Source organism: Mesorhizobium sp. P2_A8 (assembly GCF_056404935.1).
The window spans coordinates 669,149-692,035 of sequence record NZ_JBFUDB010000001.1; the positions used below are offsets into that span (position 1 = coordinate 669,149).

At 63.6% G+C, this 22,887-nt stretch carries 22 protein-coding genes; 14 read left to right on the plus strand and 8 right to left on the minus strand.

What is annotated here, in order from left to right; all coding sequences use genetic code 11:
- Positions 1-26 precede the first annotated feature (26 nt).
- The 7 genes from AC1D10_RS03255 to AC1D10_RS03285 all read right to left on the minus strand — a co-directional run bounded on the left by AC1D10_RS03255 (position 27) and on the right by AC1D10_RS03285 (position 7,046).
- Positions 27-647, minus strand: a complete 621-nt coding sequence (locus AC1D10_RS03255; RefSeq protein WP_477268883.1) for a pyridoxamine 5'-phosphate oxidase family protein — start codon at positions 645-647, stop codon at positions 27-29.
- 111 nt (positions 648-758) lie between these two features.
- Positions 759-1,433 (minus strand): septation protein A, encoded by a 675-nt coding sequence (locus AC1D10_RS03260; protein ID WP_477268884.1) that lies wholly within the window; start codon positions 1,431-1,433, stop codon positions 759-761.
- Between the two features lie 61 nt (positions 1,434-1,494).
- The gene (gene ftsY, locus AC1D10_RS03265; RefSeq protein ID WP_477268885.1) at positions 1,495-3,387 is read right to left on the minus strand and encodes a signal recognition particle-docking protein FtsY; all 1,893 of its coding nucleotides are present in this window, start codon (positions 3,385-3,387) and stop codon (positions 1,495-1,497) included.
- A 12-nt stretch (positions 3,388-3,399) separates the two neighbouring features.
- Positions 3,400-4,698, minus strand: coding sequence for a tRNA (N(6)-L-threonylcarbamoyladenosine(37)-C(2))-methylthiotransferase MtaB (gene mtaB, locus AC1D10_RS03270; RefSeq protein ID WP_477268886.1), 1,299 nt, complete (start codon positions 4,696-4,698; stop codon positions 3,400-3,402).
- The gene (gene dapF, locus AC1D10_RS03275; RefSeq protein WP_379094510.1) at positions 4,698-5,582 is read right to left on the minus strand and encodes a diaminopimelate epimerase; all 885 of its coding nucleotides are present in this window, start codon (positions 5,580-5,582) and stop codon (positions 4,698-4,700) included. Before dapF ends, mtaB begins: the two co-directional genes overlap by 1 nt.
- A gap of 217 nt (positions 5,583-5,799) precedes the next feature.
- Positions 5,800-5,961, minus strand: coding sequence for a DUF1328 family protein (locus AC1D10_RS03280; RefSeq protein WP_010912345.1), 162 nt, complete (start codon positions 5,959-5,961; stop codon positions 5,800-5,802).
- A gap of 74 nt (positions 5,962-6,035) precedes the next feature.
- Positions 6,036-7,046: an MBL fold metallo-hydrolase gene (locus AC1D10_RS03285; protein WP_477268887.1), complete on the minus strand. Its 1,011-nt coding sequence runs from the start codon at positions 7,044-7,046 to the stop codon at positions 6,036-6,038.
- A gap of 297 nt (positions 7,047-7,343) precedes the next feature.
- On the opposite strand from AC1D10_RS03285, the gene AC1D10_RS03290 reads away from it, so the two are divergent.
- Positions 7,344-7,883: an AprI/Inh family metalloprotease inhibitor gene (locus AC1D10_RS03290; protein ID WP_477268888.1), complete on the plus strand. Its 540-nt coding sequence runs from the start codon at positions 7,344-7,346 to the stop codon at positions 7,881-7,883.
- A 90-nt stretch (positions 7,884-7,973) separates the two neighbouring features.
- The gene (gene zapE, locus AC1D10_RS03295) at positions 7,974-9,176 is read left to right on the plus strand and encodes a cell division protein ZapE (protein WP_477268889.1); all 1,203 of its coding nucleotides are present in this window, start codon (positions 7,974-7,976) and stop codon (positions 9,174-9,176) included.
- Between the two features lie 81 nt (positions 9,177-9,257).
- Here zapE and AC1D10_RS03300 read toward each other — a convergent pair whose 3' ends face one another.
- Entirely contained in the window at positions 9,258-9,686 is a 429-nt protein-coding gene (locus tag AC1D10_RS03300; protein WP_477268890.1) for an N-acetyltransferase family protein, read from the minus strand.
- Positions 9,687-9,902: 216 nt separating this feature from the next.
- Here AC1D10_RS03300 and mdh point away from each other — a divergent pair, with 216 nt between their 5' ends.
- The 12 genes from mdh to AC1D10_RS03360 all read left to right on the plus strand — a co-directional run bounded on the left by mdh (position 9,903) and on the right by AC1D10_RS03360 (position 22,887).
- Positions 9,903-10,871 carry a malate dehydrogenase gene (gene mdh, locus AC1D10_RS03305; protein ID WP_379094521.1) on the plus strand — a complete coding sequence of 323 codons (969 nt, stop codon included), beginning with the start codon at positions 9,903-9,905 and terminating at the stop codon, positions 10,869-10,871.
- 30 nt (positions 10,872-10,901) lie between these two features.
- Positions 10,902-12,095, plus strand: coding sequence for an ADP-forming succinate--CoA ligase subunit beta (gene sucC / locus AC1D10_RS03310; protein WP_477268891.1), 1,194 nt, complete (start codon positions 10,902-10,904; stop codon positions 12,093-12,095).
- A gap of 4 nt (positions 12,096-12,099) precedes the next feature.
- Complete coding sequence (locus AC1D10_RS03315; RefSeq protein ID WP_379094525.1) at positions 12,100-12,471, plus strand: cupin domain-containing protein; 372 nt, start codon at positions 12,100-12,102, stop codon at positions 12,469-12,471.
- A gap of 2 nt (positions 12,472-12,473) precedes the next feature.
- The gene (locus AC1D10_RS03320) at positions 12,474-12,971 is read left to right on the plus strand and encodes a DUF1579 family protein (RefSeq protein ID WP_477268892.1); all 498 of its coding nucleotides are present in this window, start codon (positions 12,474-12,476) and stop codon (positions 12,969-12,971) included.
- A 13-nt stretch (positions 12,972-12,984) separates the two neighbouring features.
- On the plus strand, positions 12,985-13,887 hold the full coding sequence (sucD, locus tag AC1D10_RS03325) for a succinate--CoA ligase subunit alpha (RefSeq protein WP_477268893.1): 903 nt from the start codon (positions 12,985-12,987) through the stop codon (positions 13,885-13,887).
- A gap of 121 nt (positions 13,888-14,008) precedes the next feature.
- Entirely contained in the window at positions 14,009-16,996 is a 2,988-nt protein-coding gene (locus AC1D10_RS03330) for a 2-oxoglutarate dehydrogenase E1 component (RefSeq protein ID WP_477268894.1), read from the plus strand.
- 48 nt (positions 16,997-17,044) lie between these two features.
- Complete coding sequence (gene odhB / locus AC1D10_RS03335) at positions 17,045-18,331, plus strand: 2-oxoglutarate dehydrogenase complex dihydrolipoyllysine-residue succinyltransferase (protein WP_477268895.1); 1,287 nt, start codon at positions 17,045-17,047, stop codon at positions 18,329-18,331.
- Positions 18,332-18,347: 16 nt separating this feature from the next.
- Entirely contained in the window at positions 18,348-19,100 is a 753-nt protein-coding gene (locus tag AC1D10_RS03340) for a DUF4241 domain-containing protein (protein ID WP_477268896.1), read from the plus strand.
- A gap of 9 nt (positions 19,101-19,109) precedes the next feature.
- Positions 19,110-19,619, plus strand: coding sequence for a hypothetical protein (locus AC1D10_RS03345; RefSeq protein WP_477268897.1), 510 nt, complete (start codon positions 19,110-19,112; stop codon positions 19,617-19,619).
- The gene (locus AC1D10_RS03350) at positions 19,607-20,365 is read left to right on the plus strand and encodes an SDR family oxidoreductase (RefSeq protein ID WP_477268898.1); all 759 of its coding nucleotides are present in this window, start codon (positions 19,607-19,609) and stop codon (positions 20,363-20,365) included. Before AC1D10_RS03345 ends, AC1D10_RS03350 begins: the two co-directional genes overlap by 13 nt.
- A gap of 24 nt (positions 20,366-20,389) precedes the next feature.
- Positions 20,390-21,796 (plus strand): dihydrolipoyl dehydrogenase, encoded by a 1,407-nt coding sequence (lpdA, locus tag AC1D10_RS03355; RefSeq protein WP_477268899.1) that lies wholly within the window; start codon positions 20,390-20,392, stop codon positions 21,794-21,796.
- 497 nt (positions 21,797-22,293) lie between these two features.
- Positions 22,294-22,887 carry a DUF2867 domain-containing protein gene (locus tag AC1D10_RS03360; RefSeq protein WP_477268900.1) on the plus strand — a complete coding sequence of 198 codons (594 nt, stop codon included), beginning with the start codon at positions 22,294-22,296 and terminating at the stop codon, positions 22,885-22,887.

Consider the following 22,887-nt stretch of genomic DNA (forward strand, 5'->3'; position numbering starts at 1 on the left):
ATACAGGTGAATCGTGACGCGAAAAACTACCACAAGGTCTTGCGGTAATCCTGGTCCAGCTCGCGGTCGATGCTGCCGGCAGTCTCGGCCAGCGCCAGCTGGTCGCGCAGGATCTGGCCGAGCGTCGGCAGCGTCGCGCGGTCGTACCAGGTTTCCGGCTTCCACAGATCCGAGCGCATGAAGGCCTTGGCGCAATGCATGTAGGCGGCCTTGACGGTGACCACGACGACGCTTTGCGGTTCCTTGCCGTCGACGGCGAGCCGTTCGCGCAAGGTCGCGTCGACGGTGATGCGGGCGTCGCCATTGACGCGCAGCGTCTCGTTCATGCCGGGGATGAGGAAGAGCAGGCCGACCGACGGATTAAGGAGGATGTTTTCCAGCGTGTCGAGCCGGTTGTTGCCGGGCCGGTCTGGAATGGCGATGGTTGTGTCGTCGAGCACGGCGGCGAAGCCTGGCCTGTCGCCCTTCGGCGTCACGTCGGCATTGCCGGCACCGTCGGACGAGCCAATCAGCACGAACGGGCTCTTGCCGATGAAGGAGCGGCAATGGCCGTCGAGCGCCTTCAATTCCTTGCGGATCGAGCCGTCGGTCGGGCGCGGCGTCTTGTAGATCGCCCGCAGCTCATCGCGCGTGGTGACGAATTCCATGGCCCTCTCCCCAGAGCGGTTCATCGTTCCACAAAAACGCAGAGCCGCTCTTTCTCTTTGTTTGGCACAATTCCGGACGGAAAACCGTTTCACACTTTTCCTGGAATTGCTCTATTTCCCGGCGCTCTCTTCCTTCCCGGTCTTGTCCTCGAGCGAATGGCGAAGGATCAGCGGCATCTGGCTGAAGGTGAACAGAAGCGTGATCGGCATGATGCCCCAAACCTTGAAGGTAACCCAGGCGTCGGTGGAAAAATTCCGCCACACCACCTCGTTGGCAAGGGCCAGGAACAGGAAGAACAAGCCCCAGCGGAAGGTCAGCTTCCTCCAGCCTTCGGCGTCGAGGCTGAAGGCGGAATCGAAGACATAGCCGAGCAGCGATCTGCCGAAATAGAGGCCGCCGAGCAGCACGCCGCCGAACAGGGTGTTCACGATGGTCGGCTTCATCTTGATGAAGATGTCGTCCTGCAGATAGAGCGTCAGCGCGCCGAATATGAAGACGACGACGCCCGACACCATCGGCATGATCGGCAAGGTGCGCATCAGCAGCCATGAGGCGATCAGCGCGATGGCCGTGGCGGCCATGAACAGGCCGGTGGCGACGAAGATCGGCCCGCCGAATTCGGCCAGGACGGGGAATTTCCGCACCAGCCATTCGCCGCGCGCATTGGCGAAGAAGAACACCATCAAAGGCCCCAGCTCCAGCACCAGCTTGAGCAGCGGATTGACGCCTTCCTTCTTCTCTTTTTGCGGGTCGGACGGATCGCGTTCGAGAATGGGTGGGTTCATGGAGTTTCTTTCTTGCGCATGATCTGATCCAAAAAGTCTGCAACTTTTTGGGATATGCTTGTTAAGCCACACCAGCGATCGCCCTGGCGAATTCGCTGGCTGAAAAAGGTTCGAGGTCGTCGACCTGTTCGCCGACGCCGATGAAATAGACCGGCAGTTTGTGCTTTGCCGCGATCGCCACCAGAATACCGCCACGCGCCGTGCCGTCCAGCTTGGTCATCACCAGGCCGTTGACGCCGGCGACATTGCGAAAGATCTCGACCTGGTTGAGCGCGTTCTGGCCGGTGGTGGCATCGACCGTCTGCAGCACCGTGTGCGGCGCTTCCGGGTCGAGCTTGCCCAGCACGCGGACGATCTTTTCGAGCTCGGCCATCAGCTCGGTCTTGTTCTGCAGGCGGCCGGCAGTGTCGATGATCAGCACGTCGGAGCCGGCTTCCCTGGCCTTCTCGAAGGCGTCATAGGCGAGGCCCGCGGCATCGGCGCCGATCTTGGAGGCAATGACCGGCGATTTCGTCCGCTCGCCCCAGATCTTCAATTGCTCGATCGCGGCGGCGCGGAAAGTGTCGCCCGCCGCAAGCATCACCGACAGGCCGCCATCGGTCAGTTTTGCCGCCAGCTTGCCGATGGTGGTGGTCTTGCCGGTGCCGTTGACGCCGACCACCAGAATGACATGCGGCTTGTGCGAGAGATCGAGCTCGAGCGGCATGGCGACGTGGGTCAGCACCTTTTCCACTTCGGCCGCCATGATGGCGCGCACTTCTGTGTCGGAGACATCCTTGCCGTAGCGGCTGGAAGCCAGCGCATCGGTGACGCGCAGCGCCGTTTCCATGCCGAGGTCGGCGCGGATCAGCACGTCCTCGAGGTCCTGCAGGGTCTCTTCGTCGAGCTTGCGCTTGGTGAAGACGCCGGCGATGTTGCCGGTGAGTTCGCGCGACGAACGGGCAAGCCCGTCCCTCATGCGCTGGAACCATGAACGCCTCGGTGCCGGTTCCGGCGCCTTCAGCGGTTCGGCTTTCTGCTCGACCTTTTTGGTGACGGTCACCTTGCCGGGGGCGGGAACGGGCTTTGGCCCAGGTGGCGGGGCGGCCTGCGGTTCGGGCGCGGGCTGTACCTCCCCCTCGATGGGGGTGCGCGGTGCCGGTGCAATCTCGATCTCCGGCGCGCTCTCGGCGCGCACCGGCTGCTGCTCGAACAGAGCCGGCTGGCGAATGGGTGGCGAGATTTCGACCGGCGGGATTTCGGGTGCCGGCGTTTCGACTGGAGCCTCGACCGGCGCTGGCGCGGGCTGTACCTCCCCCTCGATGGGGGTGCGGGGCGCCCGTGCAATCTCGATCTCCGGCGCGCTCTCGGCGCGCACCGGCTGCTGCTCGAACGGAGCCGGCTGGCGAATGGGTGGCGAGATTTCGGCCGGCGGGATTTCGGGTGCCGGCGTTTCGGCTGGAGCTTCGACCGGCGGTGCCGGCACTTCGACCGGCGCTGGCTCGGGCTGTCTCTCCGGTTGCGGCGGGACGACCTCCGGCCGCTTTGGCTCGGGAATTTCCTGCGGCTGCGGTGCAGGAACCGGCTCGGGCACCACAGGCGCGGGTGGGATTTCCTCGGGCGCAGGCTCCTCGGCGGGCGCTTCCGGTTCAACCGGCTGCGGCTCTTCGACCGGGGCAGGCTCGGGCTGGATTTCAGGTTCGGGCGGAACGATCGGTGCCGGCTCGGGCGCTGGTTCCTCGACAGGCCCCGGCTGCGACGGCACTTCCGGCTCGGCCGGCGGTGTCGGCACAATTTCCGCCTCGGGCTGAGGCTCGTCGCGCTTCAAAAATTCCGGAACAACCTGTTCGGCCGCCGGCTTCAACGCATCGAGCGCTTCCCATTTGATCGGCGGCAGCGGGGCGGTCTCGTCGACGCGCTCCTCGACCACTTCCTTCTTGCCGAACGAAAATATCTTCTTGAAAAAACCAGCCATGATTTGCGTTTCTCAGGCGGCGCGGGCGGCAAGGGGCGCCGCGATCAGCCGGGCGCCATCGTGGCCGGTGACATCGGCCTCGACGATCTCACCCGGCACGCCCGCGCCGAGTGCCGCAAGCGTGAACCCTTCGGTGCGACCAAGGCCGTCACGCTCGATCAGGATCGACTGACGCGTTCCGGAAAGCGACGACAGATGGCGCCGGTACGCAGCTTCGCCGGCGGCGCGCAACCGGGCGGCGCGCTGCTTGACCACCTCGCGGCGGACCTGCGGCATGCGCGCGGCGGGCGTGCCTTCGCGTGGGCTGAACGGAAAGACATGCAGATGCGTCAGCCCGCATTCCTCGACGATTTTTTCCGAGTTTTTGAACATGTCATCCGTTTCGGTCGGGAAGCCGGCAATGATGTCGGCACCGAAGACGATGCCGGGGCGCAGCTTGCGAACATCCTCGCAGAAGCGGATCGACTGATCGCGCAGATGCCGACGTTTCATGCGCTTCAGGATCATGTCGTCGCCCGACTGCAGCGACAGGTGCAGATGCGGCATCAGCCGCGGTTCGGTGGCGATGGCGTCGAGCAAGTCGTCGTCAGCCTCGATCGAATCGATCGACGACAGCCGCAGGCGCTTCACATCGGGCACCTGCTTGAGAATGGTTTTTACAAGTCTGCCAAGCTTGGGGGCGCCCGGCAGGTCGGCGCCAAAACTGGTCATGTCGACGCCGGTCAGCACGATCTCGGCATAGCCATTGCCGGCAAGCCGCTTGACCTGCTCGACCACGGCGCCCATCGGCACCGAGCGCGAATTGCCGCGGCCGTAGGGGATGATGCAGAAGGTGCAGCGGTGATCGCAGCCATTCTGCACCTGGACGAAGGCGCGCGCCCGGCCCTCGATGGCGTCGACCATGTGGCCGGCGGTCTCGCGCACCGAAAAGATGTCGTTGACGCGTGCCTTCTCGGTGTCGTTGACGCCGAAATCCGGCAGGGCGCGATAGGAGTTCGCCTTCAGCTTCTCCTCATTGCCAAGCACGAGATCGACCTCGTCCATGGCGGCGAAATTCTGCGGCTCGGTCTGCGCGGCGCAGCCGGTGACGATGATGCGCGCCTCAGGGTTGTCGCGGCGCGCCTTGCGGATCGCCTGCCTGGCCTGGCGCACCGCTTCGCCGGTGACGGCGCAGGTATTGAAGATCACGGCGCCGCCTTCAAGCGCGCCGAGGCCGGCGCTTTCCGCCTCGCGCCGCATCACCTCGGATTCATAGGTGTTCAGCCGGCAGCCGAAGGTGACGACATCGATACCCTTGGAGAGGGACGTCATCAGGCCGCGCTTTCGGTATCGCGGGCCCAGGTGCCGGTCGACGGATCGAAGCTGCCCGAAAATTCCCATTCGGCGGCACCGGTGAGGATGACGTGGTCGTCGCCGCGCCATTCGACATGCAGCGAGCCGCCGCCGGGGGTCACCAGGCTGACGCTGCGGCCGGTCCGGTTGGTGCGGGCCGCGGCGACCACCGATGCACATGCGGCCGAGCCGCAGGCCTTGGTCAGGCCGGCGCCGCGCTCCCAGGTGCGGATGACCATGGTGTCGGGCGAAGTGACCTGGGCAATGGTAATGTTGGCGCGCTCGGGAAACATCGGGTGGTTTTCGAGCAGCGGACCGAAGCGGTCGAGCTCATAGGACCAGACGTCGCGGTCGACCCAGAAGATGGCGTGCGGGTTGCCCATCGAGACGGCCGAGGGCGAGTGCAGCACCGGCGCGTCGATCGGGCCGATCTGCAGCTCGATCATGCGGGTGTCATGGAATTCCTCGGCCAGCGGGATGTCCTGCCAGCCGAAACGCGGCGTGCCCATGTCGACCGAGATCGACCCGTCGGCATGTTCGCGTGCGTTCAGGATGCCGGCCACGGTCTCGAAGGTGAAGGTCTTCTGGCCGGTCTCGGCGGCGAGCGCCTGGACGACACAGCGCATGCCGTTGCCGCAGGCCTGTGCCTTGGAGCCGTCGGAATTCAAGATGTCGATGAAAAAGGCGGTGCCCGGCGTCCTGGCGTCGTGGATCGCCATGATTTGGTCGAACCTGGTCGCGGCATCGGCGTTGAGCGCGATTGCCGCTGCCGCCGTCACCCGATCGGCACGGCTACGCATGTCGGCAACGATGATCTCGTTGCCGATGCCGTTCATCTTGGCGAAAGGGGCAGTGCTGGCCATTGCTCCGCGAATTCCGTGTCCGTTTGGCGCTATATGGCGGAAACGGGCGGGAATTACCAGTGCGCAGGCGGCTTAGAGACCGTTTCGAAATTCGCTCTGGCAGCCATATGATGATGGTTTCGAGAACCGGTGCACAGCGGACGTTTGGTCCGTGAGCACCGGAAGCGCAAAAAGACGCCTTCAGATAGCCGCCAGAGTAGAGTTTCCAAACGGTCTCTCACGTCACTGCGAAGATGCCGAGCACCACCAGCAGGAAGATGACCAGGACAATGCCGATGAGGATGCGCGCGCCGGTGGCGGCGGCACCTGCCAGCGCCGGCATGCCGAGCAGGCTCGCCGCCGCGGCGACGATCAGCAGAATGATGATCCATTTGATCATGGAGAGGCTCCCAGCCAAATTGCGTTGGGAAGCAACGCGTTTCAGCAATTTGGGTTCCTTGGTGAGCTGCCTGGCTAGATGGCTGGCACGTCCCAGACCTCGCCGGGCCGCAGGGCGCGAAAGCGTTCCTGCGGCAGGCCTTGCGCCTCCAGCGCCTCGGTCAATTTCCGGGCCGGCTCGTCGATCGGTTCGTCGGTGAGCTGGAAGGTGCCCCAGTGGCAGCCGGCGGCGAAGGCGGCCTTGCACAGTTGCATGCCCTGTACGGCCTCCTCCGGATTCTGGTGCTGCGGCGCCATGAACCAGCGCGGCTCATAGGCGCCGATCGGCAGGATGGCGAAACGGAAGCCGCCATGCTTTTCAGCCATCAGCCGGTAGTTGATGCCATCGTGGAAGCCGGTGTCGCCGGCGAAATAGACCTTGCCACCCTGCGTTTCGATGACGAAGCCAGCCCACAGCGCCATGCGCCGGTCGCGGGCGCCGCGCGCCGACCAGTGGTGCACCGGCTCGACATGGACAGCAACGCCGTTGCCGACCTCGACCTTGTTGCCCCAGTCATGCGCCGACAGCCGCATCGCTGGAACCGCATCGCCAATCAGGACATCGTTGCCGAGCGGGGTGATCACCAGCGGGTCGTGGCTGGCCTTCAGCCGCTTCAGCGTGGCGAGGTCGAGATGGTCGTAATGGTTGTGGCTGACCAGAACAAGGTCGATCGGCGGCAGGTCGGCGAAGGCGATGCCCGGCGGGTTGATCCGTTTCGGCCCGGCAAAGGAAAGCGGCGAAGCACGCGGCGCCCAGACCGGATCGGTGAGGATGTTCAGGCCGGCCGTCTGGATCAGCAAGGTGGAATGGCCGACCATAGTCACGTTCAGCGCGGTGCCTTCGACCCGTGTCGCCGGTTTTGCCTGCGGAAAGGGGCTCGGAATGGTCGACGGCCATTTCGAGCGCTTGCCGCTCAACTGCCATTTCAGCAGATCGGCGAAACGACCAGGTGGCTGGCCGTCGGGATTGAAGAACAAGGTGCCGTCGAAATGATCGCTTGGCGGGCCGCTGTAGTAGGGATTGGCGGCTCTCTTTCTCGCGGCCAATTTTCCGGCTCCGGCAGGTTTCAGTTTCCAAGAGATAGGAGCAATGCCGGCCGGCGCAAGCATTTGGAAGACCGCAAGCGCGGCTTCCGGCTTGCCGAGTGCCGGGAGCAACACGGCGTAGACCGGATCCCGGCGAGCCGGGCGGCAGTGCCGTTGTGATTGCGATAAATTTGCAACAGATTTTGCTGCAAACCGTATTTTAACCATATCGGGTTGAAATTTCGCCACCTTCTCCATCTTGGTGGGGGTGAGATTGCGCGGACGGCGTCCCCCCAGCCGGATCCGACGGAGGTTGGAATGATTTTTTCGAAAAGTGGCCTGATGGCCGTATCGCTGGCGGCGCTCGTTGCGAGTGGCTGTTCGACCTCACGCTTCTCGTCGATGGATGACCAGCAGCCGGCGCCGTTGCAGCCGGCCCCGGCAGGCCAGGTGACCGCCAATCAGCTGCCGCCACCGGCAGCACCTGGCGCCACCGACCCCTCGCAATTCCCGACCGCACCGGCCAATACGCAGGTTGCATCCTTGCCGCCGGACGGCTCGGCGCCCGCCGGTGCCGCGGATCTGACCGCGGCCGCCGTTGCCGGTGTCTGGAACGCCAGCGTTTCCGGCCAGACCTGCAAGGTGGCGACGCCGCAGACCAAGTTCGGCGCCGGCTTCCGCGCCGGACCGCTGCACTGCCCGGCGCCGATCGACGGCATCAAGTCGTGGAACGTCGCCGGCAAGCAGTTGACGCTCTATGACGAAAATGGCGGCACGCTAGCGCGGCTCTATTCGTCGGGCGGCTCGAAATTCGACGGCCAGACTTCCAACGGCCAGGCGATTTCCCTTACAAGATAGGCTGACCTGCCCCTCATTTGTTTTTTACGCAATTCCGGATGGAAAACCGCTACACACTTTTCCTGGAATTGCTCCAGAACGACGTGACCGATGCATCTGCGTGACGGCCTCCAGACCCATGCGACCGTCAGGCAGCGCTATGACCATCTGGTGGAAACCGGCGCGATCGAACGCGATCCGGCGCAGGAACGGATCGCCGCCGCGCTCGACCGGCTGACCGACGAGATCTCGGCCAAGCGGCTGGCACACAAGTCCAGTGCGCTGGGCTGGCTGTTTGCCCGCAAGCGCGAGACGCATGAGCCCGTCAAGGGCCTCTACATCCATGGCGGCGTCGGCCGCGGCAAGACCATGCTGATGGACATGTTCTTCGAATTGCTGCCGGTGCGGCGCAAGCGCCGCGTCCACTTCAACGACTTCATGGCCGATGTGCAGGACCGTATCCAGAAGCACCGGCAGGCGCGCAAGGACGGTACGGTCAAGGAGGACGACCCGATCCCGCCGGTGGCCAAGGCGCTTGCGGAGCAGGCGTGGGTGCTGTGCTTCGACGAGTTCTCGGTCACCGACATTGCCGACGCGATGATCCTGTCGCGGCTCTTCTCGGCGCTGTTTGCCAGCGGCGTGGTGCTGGTCGCCACCTCGAACGTGGCGCCGGAAAATCTTTATGGCGACGGCCTGAACCGCCAGCTTTTCCTGCCGTTCATCGGCATTTTGGAGCGGCACGCGCAGGTGCTGTCACTTGACGCCGACAAGGACTACCGGCTGGAAAAGCTTGCCCGCACACCGGTCTACGTCACGCCGGCAGATGCGGCGGCCGACCATATGCTCGACGACGCCTGGCAGACCATGACGCGTGGCGTGCCGACAGCCGAGACCTCGCTGACCCTCAAGGGACGGCAAGTGGTCGTGCCGCGTGCTGCCGGCGATGCGGCGCGGTTTTCCTTCGCCGATCTCTGCGAAAAGCCGCTCGGCGCCCGCGATTTCCTGGCGATTGCCGGGCGCTTCTCGACCGTCTTCATCGATCACATCCCGGTGCTCGCCGAAGGCAAGCGCAACGAGGCCAAACGCTTCATCCTTTTGATCGACACGCTGTACGACCATCATGTGCGGCTGGTGGTCAGCGCCGAGGCTCCGCCGCCGCAGCTCTACGTGGCCAAGCGAGGCGTCGAGGTCTTCGAGTTCGAACGCACCGCATCACGCCTGATCGAGATGCAAAGCCGCGACTGGCTGGAGGATTGGGCGGAGCGGCGGAAGCCGAAGGCGCATCTATCCGAGGCGCAACAGGCGCAGGCCTAGATAGTCTTCAGGGTGTGCGAGGCGCTGCAGCTGCCAATCGAGATGTCCGGCAGGACAGAGGGGACGCTGTCCCGCCGACGCCTATAATTCATACACATACATGACGAAGCTCTCCGCCGGCGCGTGTGCCTCCCTGCGCGACTCATAAAGCGCGCGCGCAGCCACATTGTCCGGCTCGGTGCCGACCCAGGCCTGCTCGCAACCATGCTCTCTGCCGATCGAGAACATCGCGTCGAGCATTTTCCGCGCGATGCCCTGGCGCCGGAAGGCGGGCGATACGCCGACCTCGTCGATATAGAGTTCACTGACCTTGTCGGGATGGCGATGGACGACCGCGGCGCATTGCCCGACGACCAGGCCATCAGCGAGCGCTACGATCATGAAATGGCCGGGTTCACGGAGATAGGCTGGCAGCCGATCCGGCCTGACCGGCTCGTCGAAGACGTCCTCAGCGACCTGCATCACAAGGGCGTCATCGCCTGGGAATAGCCTTCTGATTTCCATCTTCATTGTTTAAATTCTCCCAAGTCGGCTCACAAACTTTGACGTTTACGTAAATCCCAATCTATCTAACCGATTGAAAACGCTAGCTCCGAAATAATCGTTTGAATTTATTTCGTGCTGGGGCTATTGGGTGCGGCGAAATTCCGCGGTTTCCTCGCAGCATTCCGGCCTCTTCCTCGACGCCGTATGGCGCCGTCACTGACAAAGGGAAAACATCCTGACATGGCACGCAACAAGATAGCGCTCATCGGCTCTGGCATGATCGGCGGCACGCTCGCCCACATGATCGGCCTCAAGGATCTCGGCGACGTGGTGTTGTTCGATATCGCCGAGGGTATCCCGCAGGGCAAGGGGCTCGATATCGCGCAGTCGTCGCCGGTCGATGGCTTCGACAGCCGCCTCACCGGTATCAACGACTATGCGGGCATCGAGGGCGCGGACGTCTGCATCGTCACCGCCGGCGTGCCGCGCAAGCCTGGCATGAGCCGCGACGATTTGCTCGGCATCAATTTGAAGGTCATGGAGCAGGTCGGCGCCGGCCTGAAGAAATATGCGCCGAAGGCCTTCGTCATCTGCATCACCAACCCGCTCGACGCCATGGTCTGGGCCCTGCAGAAGTTCTCGGGCCTTCCGAACAGCCATGTCGTGGGCATGGCCGGCGTGCTCGACAGCGCGCGTTTCCGCTATTTCCTTGCCGAGGAGTTCAAGGTCTCGGTCGAGGACGTCACCGCTTTCGTGCTCGGTGGCCACGGCGATTCCATGGTGCCGATGATCCGCTATTCGACGGTTGCCGGCATTCCGCTGCCCGACCTCGTCAAGATGGGCTGGACCTCGAAGGAAAAGCTCGACCAGATCGTCCAGCGCACCCGCGACGGTGGCGCCGAGATCGTCGGCCTGCTCAAGACCGGCTCGGCCTATTACGCGCCGGCCGCTTCGGCGATCTCGATGGCGGAAGCCTATCTCAAGGACAAGAAGCGCGTGCTGCCGTGTGCCGCGCATCTCTCCGGCCAGTATGGCGTCAAGAACACCTATGTCGGCGTTCCCGTGGTGATCGGCGCCGGCGGTGTCGAGCGCATCATCGAGATCGACCTCAACAAGAGCGAGCAGAAGATGTTCGACAGTTCGGTGGCGACGGTGCAGGGCCTGACCGAGGCCTGCGTCAAGATCGCGCCGCATCTCGCCTCGAAGTGACCCCCAGCAGTCGACCCGGAGATATCGAAGATGAACATCCATGAGTATCAGGGCAAGGCGCTGCTGAAGACGTTCGGCGCGCCGGTGGCCGAAGGCGTGCCGGTGTTCAAGGCGAGCGAGGCGGAAGCCGCGGCCAAGGCGCTGCCCGGCCCGCTCTATGTGGTGAAGAGCCAGATCCATGCCGGCGGCCGCGGCAAGGGCAAGTTCAAGGAACTCGGCCCCGACGCCAAGGGTGGCGTGCGCCTGGCGAAGTCGGTGGCCGACGTGGTCACCAACGCCAACGAGATGCTTGGGCATACTCTGGTGACCAAGCAGACCGGCCCGGCCGGCAAGCAGGTGAACCGCCTCTATATCGAGGACGGCGCCGACATCGAGCGCGAGCTCTATCTGTCGATCCTGGTCGACCGTTCGGTCGGCCGCGTTGCCTTCGTCGTCTCGACCGAAGGCGGCATGGACATCGAGGCGGTCGCGCATGACACGCCGGAAAAGATCATCACCGTCGCCATCGACCCGGAAAAGGGCGTCACATCAGCAGATCTGAAGGCGCTCAACGGCGCGCTGAAGCTCGACGGCGACGCGGGCCGGGATGGCGATACGCTGTTCCCGATCCTTTACAAGGCCTTTGTCGAGAAGGACATGAGCCTGCTCGAGGTCAATCCGCTGATCGTGATGAAGAACGGCCGGCTGCGCGTGCTCGACGCAAAAGTGTCGTTCGACAACAACGCGCTGTTTCGCCATCCCGACGTGCTCGAACTGCGCGACACCACCGAAGAGGACGAGAAGGAAATCGAGGCGTCGAAATACGACCTCGCCTATGTCGCGCTCGACGGCAATATCGGCTGCATGGTCAACGGCGCCGGCCTCGCCATGGCGACGATGGACATCATCAAGCTCTATGGCGCCGAACCCGCCAACTTCCTCGATGTCGGCGGTGGCGCATCGAAGGAGAAGGTGACGGCGGCGTTCAAGATCATTACCAAGGATCCGGCGGTCAAAGGCATCCTGATCAACATCTTCGGCGGCATCATGAAGTGCGACATCATCGCCGAGGGCGTGATTGCCGCGGTCAAGGAAGTCGGCCTGGAAGTGCCGCTGGTGGTGCGTCTGGAAGGCACCAATGCCGAGCTCGGCAAGAAGATCATCAACGACAGCGGCCTCAACGTGGTGTCAGCCGACGATCTCGACGACGCAGCCAAGAAGATCGTGGCGGCGGTGAAGGGCTGATCTGGTGCCTCCGCACAAGATAAACCTCATCGAGGCGGCGGATCAAAAGATCAAGAAGGTCTTCGATCCGCATATCGCCGGCGACGTCAACGAATCGCAGGTCAAGATCGCCAAGTTTGGCGATGTCTTCGACTGGCACGCGCATGAGAACGAGGATGAGGCCTTCCTGGTGCTGCGCGGCCGCATCGCCATCGATTTTCGCGATGGCACGGTGGAGCTTGCCAGCGGCGAGTTCATCGTCGTGCCGCGCGCCGTCGAGCATCGGCCGCGGTCGCTGAGCGAACAGCCTGTCGTGCTGATGTTCGAGCCGGCGACGACGCTCAACACTGGCAACGCCAAGAGCGACCTCACCGTCGCCGATCTGAAGCGGCTCTGACCATGACCGCAGCCTCCTTTTCTTCGCTCTCGGCCGATCACCAGCGCCTGCAGGCGCTGGTCGGCACGTGGCGTGGCGAAGAACAGGTGGCCGCCACGCAATGGACCGATGCCGGCACAGCGACGGCCGAAGCGGTTGCCGTGGCTGAATTTGGCGGCCTGTTCGTAGTGCAGCGCTATCGCCAGCGCCGCGATGGCACGGTTTCGTTCGGCGCGCACAGCGTGTTCGGCTTCGACCAACAAACCAGTGCCGTAACCATGCATCAGTTCGATTCGATGGGGTTGGTGCCAGCGACACCGGCAACGGGCACGTGGGATGGCAATAGGCTGATGCTGCTGCGCTCATCGCCGCGCGGGTCGGCCCGGGTGACCTACGATTTCGACAGCAATGACCGCTACCGCATGCGGCTGGAGTTCCAGCCCGCCGGCGGCAATTCCTGGCAAGACATGGTGAGCGGCGTCTACAGCCGTGTCTCACCTTCCTCGATCAACGATTTCTAAGAAAAGGGCCACCATGTCCATTCTCGTCGACAAGAACACCAAGGTGCTGGTGCAGGGCCTGACCGGCAAGACCGGCACGTTTCACACCGAACAGGCGCTGGCCTATCACGGGACAAAAATGGTCGGCGGGATCCATCCCAAGAAGGGTGGCGAGACCTGGATCGGCTCGAAGGGCGAAAGCCTGCCGATCTTCGCCACCGTCGCCGAGGGCAAGGAAAAGACCGGCGCCAACGCGTCCGTCGTCTATGTGCCGCCGGCGGGTGCCGCCGAAGCCATCCTGGAAGCGATCGAGGCCGAGATCCCGCTGATCATCTGCATCACCGAAGGCATTCCGGTGATGGACATGATCAGGGTCAAGGCGCGGCTCGACCGTTCGACCTCGCGGCTGATCGGGCCGAACTGCCCGGGCGTGCTCACCCCCAACGAATGCAAGATCGGCATCATGCCGGGAAACATCTTCCGCAAGGGTTCGGTCGGCGTTGTTTCGCGCTCGGGAACGCTTACCTATGAGGCTGTGTTCCAGACCACCAATGTCGGCCTCGGCCAGACCACCGCCGTCGGCATTGGCGGCGACCCCGTCAAGGGCACCGAATTCATCGACGTGCTCGAGATGTTCCTCGCCGATGACGAGACCAAGTCGATCATCATGATCGGCGAGATCGGCGGTTCGGCCGAGGAAGACGCCGCGCAGTTCCTCAAGGACGAAGCCAAGCGTGGCCGCAAGAAGCCGATGGCCGGCTTCATCGCCGGGCGCACGGCGCCGGCCGGCCGCACCATGGGTCATGCGGGCGCGGTCATCTCCGGCGGCAAGGGCGGCGCCGAGGACAAGATCGCGGCCATGGAATCGGCCGGGATAAAAGTTTCGCCCTCGCCGGCTAGGCTCGGCACGACGCTGGTCGAGGCGATCAAGGGTTAAGTGAGTAGTGAATAGCGAATAGAGAAAACAGAGTAACGGCGCGACTCAGGGGAATCTGCTCGCTATTCGCTACTCCCTATTCGCTCTGACAAGGAGACGAAGCCAAGGCTTCGATAGAGACATGGCAAGACAAGATCAGGCCAACGACCAATTTTCGCTCACCTCATTCCTCTATGGCGGCAACGCCGACTATATCGACGCGCTCTACGCCGCCTATGAGGACGATCCAGCTTCGGTCAATCCCGAATGGCAGGAGTTCTTCGCCGGGCTGAAGGACGATTCAGGGGATGTGCGCAAGAATGCCAAGGGCGCCTCCTGGGCAAAGCCCTCCTGGCCGCTGCAGGCCAATGGCGAACTGGTGTCGGCGCTCGACGGCAACTGGGGCATCGTCGAGAAGCACATCGAAAAGAAGGTCAAGGACAAGGCCGTCGTCAACGGTGTCGCGCTTTCCGATGCCGACGTGCACCAGGCGACGCGCGATTCGGTGCGCGCCATCATGATGATCCGCGCCTACCGCATGCGCGGCCATCTGCACGCCAATCTCGACCCGCTCGGCATCGCCAAGCCGCTCGAGGACTACAATGAATTGTCGCCGGAGAATTACGGCTTCACATCAGCCGACTACGACCGGCCGATCTTCCTCGACAATGTGCTCGGGCTCGAATTCGGCACCATACGGCAGATGCTGGAGATCCTCACGCGCACCTATTGCTCGACGCTCGGCGTCGAGTTCATGCATATTTCCGATCCTGAGGAAAAGGCCTGGATCCAGGCACGCATCGAGGGTGCCGACAAGGAGATCACCTTCACCGCCACCGGCAAGAAGGCGATCCTGCAGAAGCTGGTCGAGGCCGAAGGCTTCGAGCAGTTCATCGACGTCAAGTACAAGGGCACCAAGCGCTTCGGCCTCGATGGCAGCGAAGCGCTGATCCCGGCGCTGGAGCAGATCGTCAAGCGCGGCGGCCAGCTCGGCATGAAGGAGATCGTGCTCGGCATGGCGCATCGCGGCCGGCTGAATGTGCTCTCCCAGGTGATGGCCAAGCCGCACCGCGCCATCTTCCACGAGTTCAAGGGCGGCTCGGCCGCACCCGACGAGGTCGAGGGCTCGGGCGACGTCAAGTACCATCTTGGCGCCTCGTCGGACCGCGAGTTCGACGGCAACAAGGTGCACCTGTCGCTGACCGCCAATCCCTCGCATCTGGAAATCGTCGACCCGGTGGTGATGGGCAAGGCGCGCGCCAAGCAGGACTACCTGTTCGGCCGCAGCCGCGAGGAGATCGTGCCTCTGGAAGAGCGCGCCAAGGTGCTGCCGCTGTTGCTGCACGGTGATGCGGCCTTCGCCGGCCAGGGCGTCATTGCCGAAATCCTCGGCCTGTCCGGCCTGCGCGGCCACCGCGTCGCCGGCACGCTGCATTTCATCATCAACAACCAGATCGGCTTCACCACCAATCCGCGCTTCTCGCGCTCGTCGCCCTATCCGTCTGACGTGGCCAAGATGATCGAGGCGCCGATCTTCCACGTCAATGGCGACGACCCGGAAGCGGTGGTCCATGCCACCAAGGTGGCGATCGAATTCCGGATGAAGTTCCACAAGCCCGTTGTGGTCGACATGTTCTGTTACCGCCGCTTCGGCCACAATGAGGGCGATGAGCCGGCCTTCACCCAGCCGATCATGTATCGCAACATCCGCACCCACCAGACGACGGTGCAGATCTATGCCGACCGGCTGATAGCTGAAGGTCACATCACCCAGGCCGAATTCGACCAGCTGAAGGCCGACTGGCGGGCACATCTGGAATCCGAGTGGGAGGTCGGCCAGCACTACAAGCCCAACAAGGCCGACTGGCTCGACGGCGCCTGGTCGGGCCTGCGCACCGCCGACAACCAGGACGAACAGCGGCGCGGTAAGACCGCCGTGCCGGTCAAGACGCTGAAGGAAATCGGCAAGAAGCTGACCGAGGTGCCGAAGGATTTCGAGGCGCACAAGACGATCATCCGCTTCCTCGAGAACCGCCGCCAGGCAATCGAATCCGGCGAAGGCATCGACTGGTCGACGGCCGAGGCGCTGGCCTTCGGCGCCATCCTGCTCGACGGCAATCCGATCCGCCTGTCGGGGCAGGATTCCGAGCGCGGCACCTTCTCGCAGCGCCATTCCGTGCTCTACGACCAGCGCGACGAGACCCGCTACATCCCGCTCAACAACCTGTCGGCGGCACAGGCCGGCTACGAAGTCATCAACTCGATGCTGTCGGAAGAGGCGGTGCTGGGCTTCGAATATGGCTACAGCCTGGCCGAGCCGAAGGCGCTGACGCTGTGGGAGGCGCAGTTCGGCGACTTCGCCAACGGCGCCCAGGTGGTGTTCGACCAGTTCATCTCATCGGGCGAGCGCAAGTGGCTTAGAATGTCGGGCCTCGTGTGTCTCTTGCCGCATGGCTATGAAGGCCAGGGTCCGGAACATTCCTCGGCCCGGCTCGAGCGCTTCCTGCAGCTTTGTGCCGAAGACAACATGCAAGTGGCGAACTGCACGACGCCGGCCAACTACTTCCACATCCTGCGCCGGCAGCTGAAGCGGGACTTCCGCAAGCCGCTGATCCTGATGACGCCGAAGTCGCTGCTACGCCACAAGCGGGCGGTGTCGACGCTGCCGGAAATTTCCGGCGAAAGCTCGTTCCACCGGCTGTTGTGGGACGATGCGCAGCTGCTGCCCAACCAGGCGATCAAGCTCACCAAGGATTCGAAGATCCGCCGCGTCGTGCTGTGCTCGGGCAAGGTCTATTACGACCTCTACGAAGAGCGCGAGAAGCGCGGTATCAACGACATCTATCTGCTGCGCGTCGAACAGCTCTATCCGTTCCCGGCCAAGGCGCTGATCACCGAGCTGTCGCGCTTCCGCAACGCCGAGATGGTGTGGTGCCAGGAGGAGCCCAAGAACATGGGCGCCTGGTCGTTCATCGATCCGTATCTGGAATGGGTGCTGGCGCATATCGACGCCAAGCATCAGCGGGTGCGCTACACCGGCCGCCCCGCGGCCGCCTCGCCGGCGACCGGACTGATGTCGAAGCACCTTGCCCAGCTCGCCGCCTTGCTCGAAGACGCGCTCGGTGAATAGAACAGATCCGGGCGAATAAAACAGAACCGAAAGAAACGGACAGGCACAATGGCTACCGAAATCCGCGTTCCCACTCTCGGCGAATCCGTCACCGAAGCGACCGTCGGCAAATGGTTCAAGAAGGTCGGCGACACGATCGCCGCCGATGAGCCACTGCTCGAGCTCGAGACCGACAAGGTGACGGTGGAGGTGCCTGCCGCCGCCGCCGGCACGCTGGGTGAGATCACCGTCAAGGAAGGTGAAACGGTCGGCGTCGGCGCGTTGCTGGGTTCGATTTCGGCGGGTGGCGGGGCCGCGGCTCCGGCGACCAAGCCACAGGCGGTGTCGCAGGCCTCGTCGCCGGATGCGGCATCGACCGGCAAGCAGGCGGCGGCCGAAACCGCCAAGATCGCCGGCGACGCCGGCGCGGTCGAGCCGCGATCCATGCCGCCGGCGCCGGCTGCGGCAAAATTGATCGCCGAGAACAATCTGGCGGTCGATCAGGTCTCCGGCTCGGGCAAGCGCGGCCAGGTGCTGAAGGGCGACGTGCTCGACGCTATCTCCAAGGGCGCGCCGTCGCAGCCGGCCGAGACGCCGAAGGCAGCGCCGGCCCCTGCGCCGGTTGCGGTGCGGGCGCCGTCCTCGGGCGACGATGCATCGCGCGAGGAGCGCGTGCGCATGACCAAGCTGCGCCAGACCATCGCGCGCCGCCTCAAGGAAGCGCAGTCGACAGCCGCCATGCTGACCACTTTCAACGAGGTCGACATGAGCGCGGTGATGGCGCTGAGGACGAAGTACAAGGACGTGTTCGAGAAGAAGCATGGCGTGAAGCTCGGCTTCATGGGCTTCTTCACCAAGGCCGTCACCCACGCGCTGAAGGAAATCCCCTCGGTCAACGCCGAGATCGACGCCACCGACATCATCTTCAAGAACTACGCCCATATCGGCGTCGCCGTCGGCACCGAGAAGGGCCTCGTCGTGCCGGTCGTGCGCAATGCCGACCAGATGTCGATCGCCGAGATCGAAAAGGAAATCGGCCGGCTCGGCATCGCGGCGCGCGACGGCAAGCTGTCGGTTGCGGACATGCAGGGCGGCACGTTTACGATTTCCAACGGTGGCGTTTACGGGTCGCTGATGTCGACGCCGATCCTCAACGCGCCGCAGTCGGGCATTTTGGGTATGCACAAGATCCAGGACCGGCCGGTGGTGGTCGGCGGCCAGATCGTGATCCGGCCGATGATGTATCTGGCGCTCAGCTACGATCACCGCATCGTCGATGGCAAGGAAGCGGTGACCTTCCTGGTGCGCGTCAAGGAAAGCCTGGAGGATCCGGAGCGGCTGGTTCTCGACCTGTGATCGGAGCTGATCCGCAATGAGCGGCTGGGTGGAGCAGTTAGGGTTCAGGCTGGGCCGTGCGCTACGGATTTTACGGCGTGAGCCTTGGACCTCTATGTCCACGCCGGCGGTGGTGTCGGCCGAATGGGATCCGGCGCAGGCGAGCAGCAATCTCGGCCTCTTCGACCTGAGCGAAGCGCAAATGGCGGAGCGTGAGATAACCGTCACGGTGATCGGCGAGCTGGATTTGCCGACAGGCGAAATTATCGCCTGCGATCCGCTGATTACCGGAACCGACTGGCCAGCGTTAAGCCGCAAGGTCAAACCAGGGCACTACCCTGTTTCGTTGCTTGAGGCACAAGGCGGCGTTGCCGCAGCAGTCCTGCGTTTCCGGCCCGGCAGGCCGTTTCGCTGGGAACTGGCAACCTTGCCCGATCAGGATGCATCGACGCTGAAGGGCGACGAGGTATTCGGCTATCCCGTCGATGCCGGTCTTGGTTCGTTCATGGACAAGATGGCACTGGCGTTGATGTCTGCGCAGCAGGACAAGCTTGAAGCCGGGCAGAATTACTATGACGACGTGCTGGCAGCCGAGTTTGCGCCCAACCAGGATCGGTTCGTGATGCATCACCCCGTTGCCGGCAATCCCCCCAACATTGCGATGTTCTCGAGCGGCTGGGGTGATGGAATCTATCCATCGTTCTGGGGACTCAGCGCGGCTGGCGAGCCGCTGCTCCTGATGACCGATTTTGGAGTGCTTGAAAACGCCGATGGCCGCAAGAGCCGTTAGGTCGCCGCGATGCAAAGCCCGTTGCCGTCCGCAATCGCATGCCTAGCCGGGTCTCTGGCAGCTTTGTTCACTGGCTTGGGCGCGACCACCGCCTGCCCGATCGAGCTTGCCGTCTATGGCGAGGCCCAGAGCGGTAGCGAGATCGATTTTACCCCGACCGGCAGCTCGGCGACCGTCACCAACTCGTTCCGGATGATCCTCGACAACAATGTGGTGCTGAATGGCATCGTCATGTGGAACGAGGGCGTGTCGCGGCCGAATGGCGCGCTGATGTACAAATGCCCGGAGGGCGACGTCACCGGCGAGGAGCTTGCCGCCTGCACGTCCTGGCACGGTGTCATCTACACGTCGGATGACAAGGGCAGCATCGGGCTGCTGCCGGCCGAAGGCGTCGACGCGCCGAAGACGCTGATCCTGCCGGATCTTGGATCGTGGTTGCGTCAGTCGACGGCCTATGGCGGCAGCGGATTTTCGAAAGTGCCGTGGGATGTGTTTGCCTTGAAGGGATGCCAGGAGTGAGCGGGAAGGTGCTGCTGGTCACCGGCGGCAGCCGCGGCATCGGTGCCGCGATCTGCCGGCTCGGCTCGAAGGCCGGCTACCGCGTCGCGGTCAACTACGCTGCGAATCAGGACGCCGCCGATGTGCTGGTCGCCGAGATCAAGGCCGCCGGTGGCGAAGCCTTTGCCGTCAAGGGCGATGTCGGCGTTGAGGCCGATATCGTTGCCATGTTCGGCGCCGTCGACCGCGCCTATGGCCGGCTCGATGCCTTCGTCAACAATGCCGGCATCGTCGACGTCAAGGCGCGCATCGACGAGATGGACGTTTCGCGTCTGGAGCGCATGATGCGCATCAATGTCGTGGGTTCCTTTCTCTGCGCCCGCGAGGCGGTCAAGCGCATGTCGACCCGCCATGGCGGCAAGGGCGGATCGATCGTCAACATCTCGTCGGCCGCAGCGACATTGGGTTCGCCAGGCGAATATGTCGACTACGCCGCTTCCAAGGGCGCCATCGACACGTTCACCATCGGGCTCGCCCGCGAGGTGGCGATGGAAGGCATCCGCGTCAATGCGGTGCGGCCGGGCATCATCGACACGGACATCCATGCCTCCGGCGGACAGCCGGACCGGGTGGAGCGGTTCCGGGATATGCTGCCGATGAAAAGAGCCGGCAGGGCTGATGAAGTCGCCGGCGCGGTTCTCTATCTTCTATCCGACGCGGCGTCCTATACGACGGGCGCCATCCTGAATGTAAGCGGCGGCCGCTGAGCCCCAGTGAAGAAGGACAGTATCATGGCTTATGACGTCGTTATCATCGGATCGGGACCGGGCGGCTATGTCTGCGCCATCAAGGCGGCGCAGCTCGGACTGAAGACGGCGGTGGTCGAGAAGAACGCGACCTTCGGGGGCACCTGCCTCAACATCGGCTGCATCCCGTCCAAGGCGCTGCTTTACGCCTCCGAGATGTTCGCCGAGGCCGGCCATTCCTTCGATACGCTCGGCGTCGAGGTATCAGCGCCGAAATTGAACCTGAAGAAGATGATGGCGCACAAGGATGCGACGGTGTCGTCGAACGTCAACGGCGTCGCCTTCCTGTTCAAGAAGAACAAGATCGATAGCTTTCGCGGCACCGGCAAGGTGATCGCGGCCGGCAAGGTGTCGGTAACCGGCGAAGACGGCAAGGTCGAGGAGATCGAGACCAAAAACATCGTCATCGCCACCGGCTCGGACGTTGCCGGCATTCCCGGCGTCAAGGTCGACATCGACGAGAAGGTCATCGTGTCGTCGACCGGCGCGCTGTCGCTGGAGAAAGTGCCTGGCCATCTGGTGGTGGTCGGCGGCGGTGTCATCGGCCTCGAGCTCGGCTCAGTCTGGGCGCGGCTCGGCGCCAAGGTTACCGTCGTCGAATTCCTCGACACCATCCTCGGCGGCATGGATGGCGAGGTCTCCAAACAGTTCCAGCGGCTGCTGTCGAAACAGGGTTTCGAGTTCAAGCTTGGTGCCAAGGTCACCGGCGTCGCCAAGGCCAAGAAGGGCGCGACAGTCACCTTCGAGCCGGTCGAGGGCGGCGGCGCCGAGACCATCGAGGCGGACGCGGTGCTGATCGCCACCGGACGCCGCGCCTATGCGGACAGTCTCGGGCTGAAGGAGGCCGGCGTTGAGGTCGACGAGCGCGGCCGGGTGAAAACCGATGGCCATCTCAAGACCAACGTGCCCGGCATCTACGCCATCGGCGATGTCATCGCCGGGCCGATGCTGGCGCACAAGGCCGAGGACGAGGGCGTGGCGGTGGCGGAAACCATTGCCGGCCAGGCCGGCCACGTGAACTATGACGTCATTCCGAGCGTCGTCTACACCAGCCCGGAAATCGCCTCGGTCGGCAAGACAGAGGAAGAGCTGAAGAAGGCCGGCATCGAGTACAAGGCGGGAAAGTTCCCATTCAGCGCCAATGGCCGGGCGCGCGCCATGCTGCACACCGACGGCTTCGTCAAGATCCTCGCCGACAAGGCGAGCGACCGGGTGCTCGGCGTCCACATTGTCGGCTTCGGCGCCGGCGAGATGATCCACGAGGCGGCGGTGCTGATGGAATTCGGCGGTTCCTCGGAAGATCTCGCCCGCACCTGCCACGCGCATCCGACGATGTCGGAGGCGGTCAAGGAGGCGGCGCTGGCGACCTTCTTCAAGCCGATCCACATCTAAAGGGCTTTCAGGCGACCTCCCGTCAAAAGCAAAACGGCCCGCTGAAAAGCGGGCCGTTCGTATTTGATATCGAGCCGATCAGTTGGCCGGTGCGGCAGGAGCCGGTGCGGGCGCTGGGGCCGGCGCGGGTGCAGGTGCCGGTTCTGCAGGGGCAGGAGCTGCCGGAGCGGGTGCAGCCGGAGCGGGTTCGGCTGGCTTCATCGGTTCTGCAGGAGCCGGGGCAGGCGCCGGTGTGCTGGCCGCTGGCGCTTCGGCGGGTGCCGGATGCTCACCGCCGCTTCTTCCGAAAACATAATACGCGACAACCGCCAGAATAACGACGACCAGCGCAATCAGCCAGGTGCTACCGCCGCCGCCGCGTGGCGGTGGGGGGGTGGTGGCTGAATTGAACGGATCGTTTGGATTCGGTGTGTTCGCCATAAAAGTGTCCTCCGTGGATGAAAAATATCAATCAACACGACTCAACGCGCAATCGTTGAACAGGTTTCACGCTAGGGTTGGAAAACGCCAAAAACAAGGGCAATCCGCTCTTTCCGGGCCGGGAGTGGCGGCGATTCGCCACGCGACGCGGCGTGTCTGTGTTGGCTATGGTCGGTTCAGAGGATTTTGCCGTGACAAACCCCACAGCGCAGATTGTCCCGAATCCCAACGAGGCTCTTGCCGGAGCCCAATTCGCCGACCGCTACGTGCTGATCACCGAAGGTCTTGCGTTGACCGCAATCAACGCGGCCGAGCGCGCCTTGGGGCGGACACCTTTATGGGTCGGCAGGCTCATGGCGCTGCGCAACTTTGCCGTCCGGCCATTTCGACTGAAGACGGGCCTGGAACCTGCTGTGTTGCCGGACGGCAGGATCGGGATATTTCCGCTCATCAGCCGGGTTCCAGGCAAGGTCGTCCTTGGACTGGACGACCGGCATCTCGATTTCCGCGTCCTGGTCGAAGTCAGGGAGCTTGGCATGGGCCGGCAGGAGGTGGCTGCGTCGACGGTCGTCAAAACGCACAATTGGCTCGGACGGGCCTATCTCGCGATCGTCAAGCCGTTTCACCGGATCATCGTTCCGGCGATGCTGGCTCAGATCTTGATCAAGTAA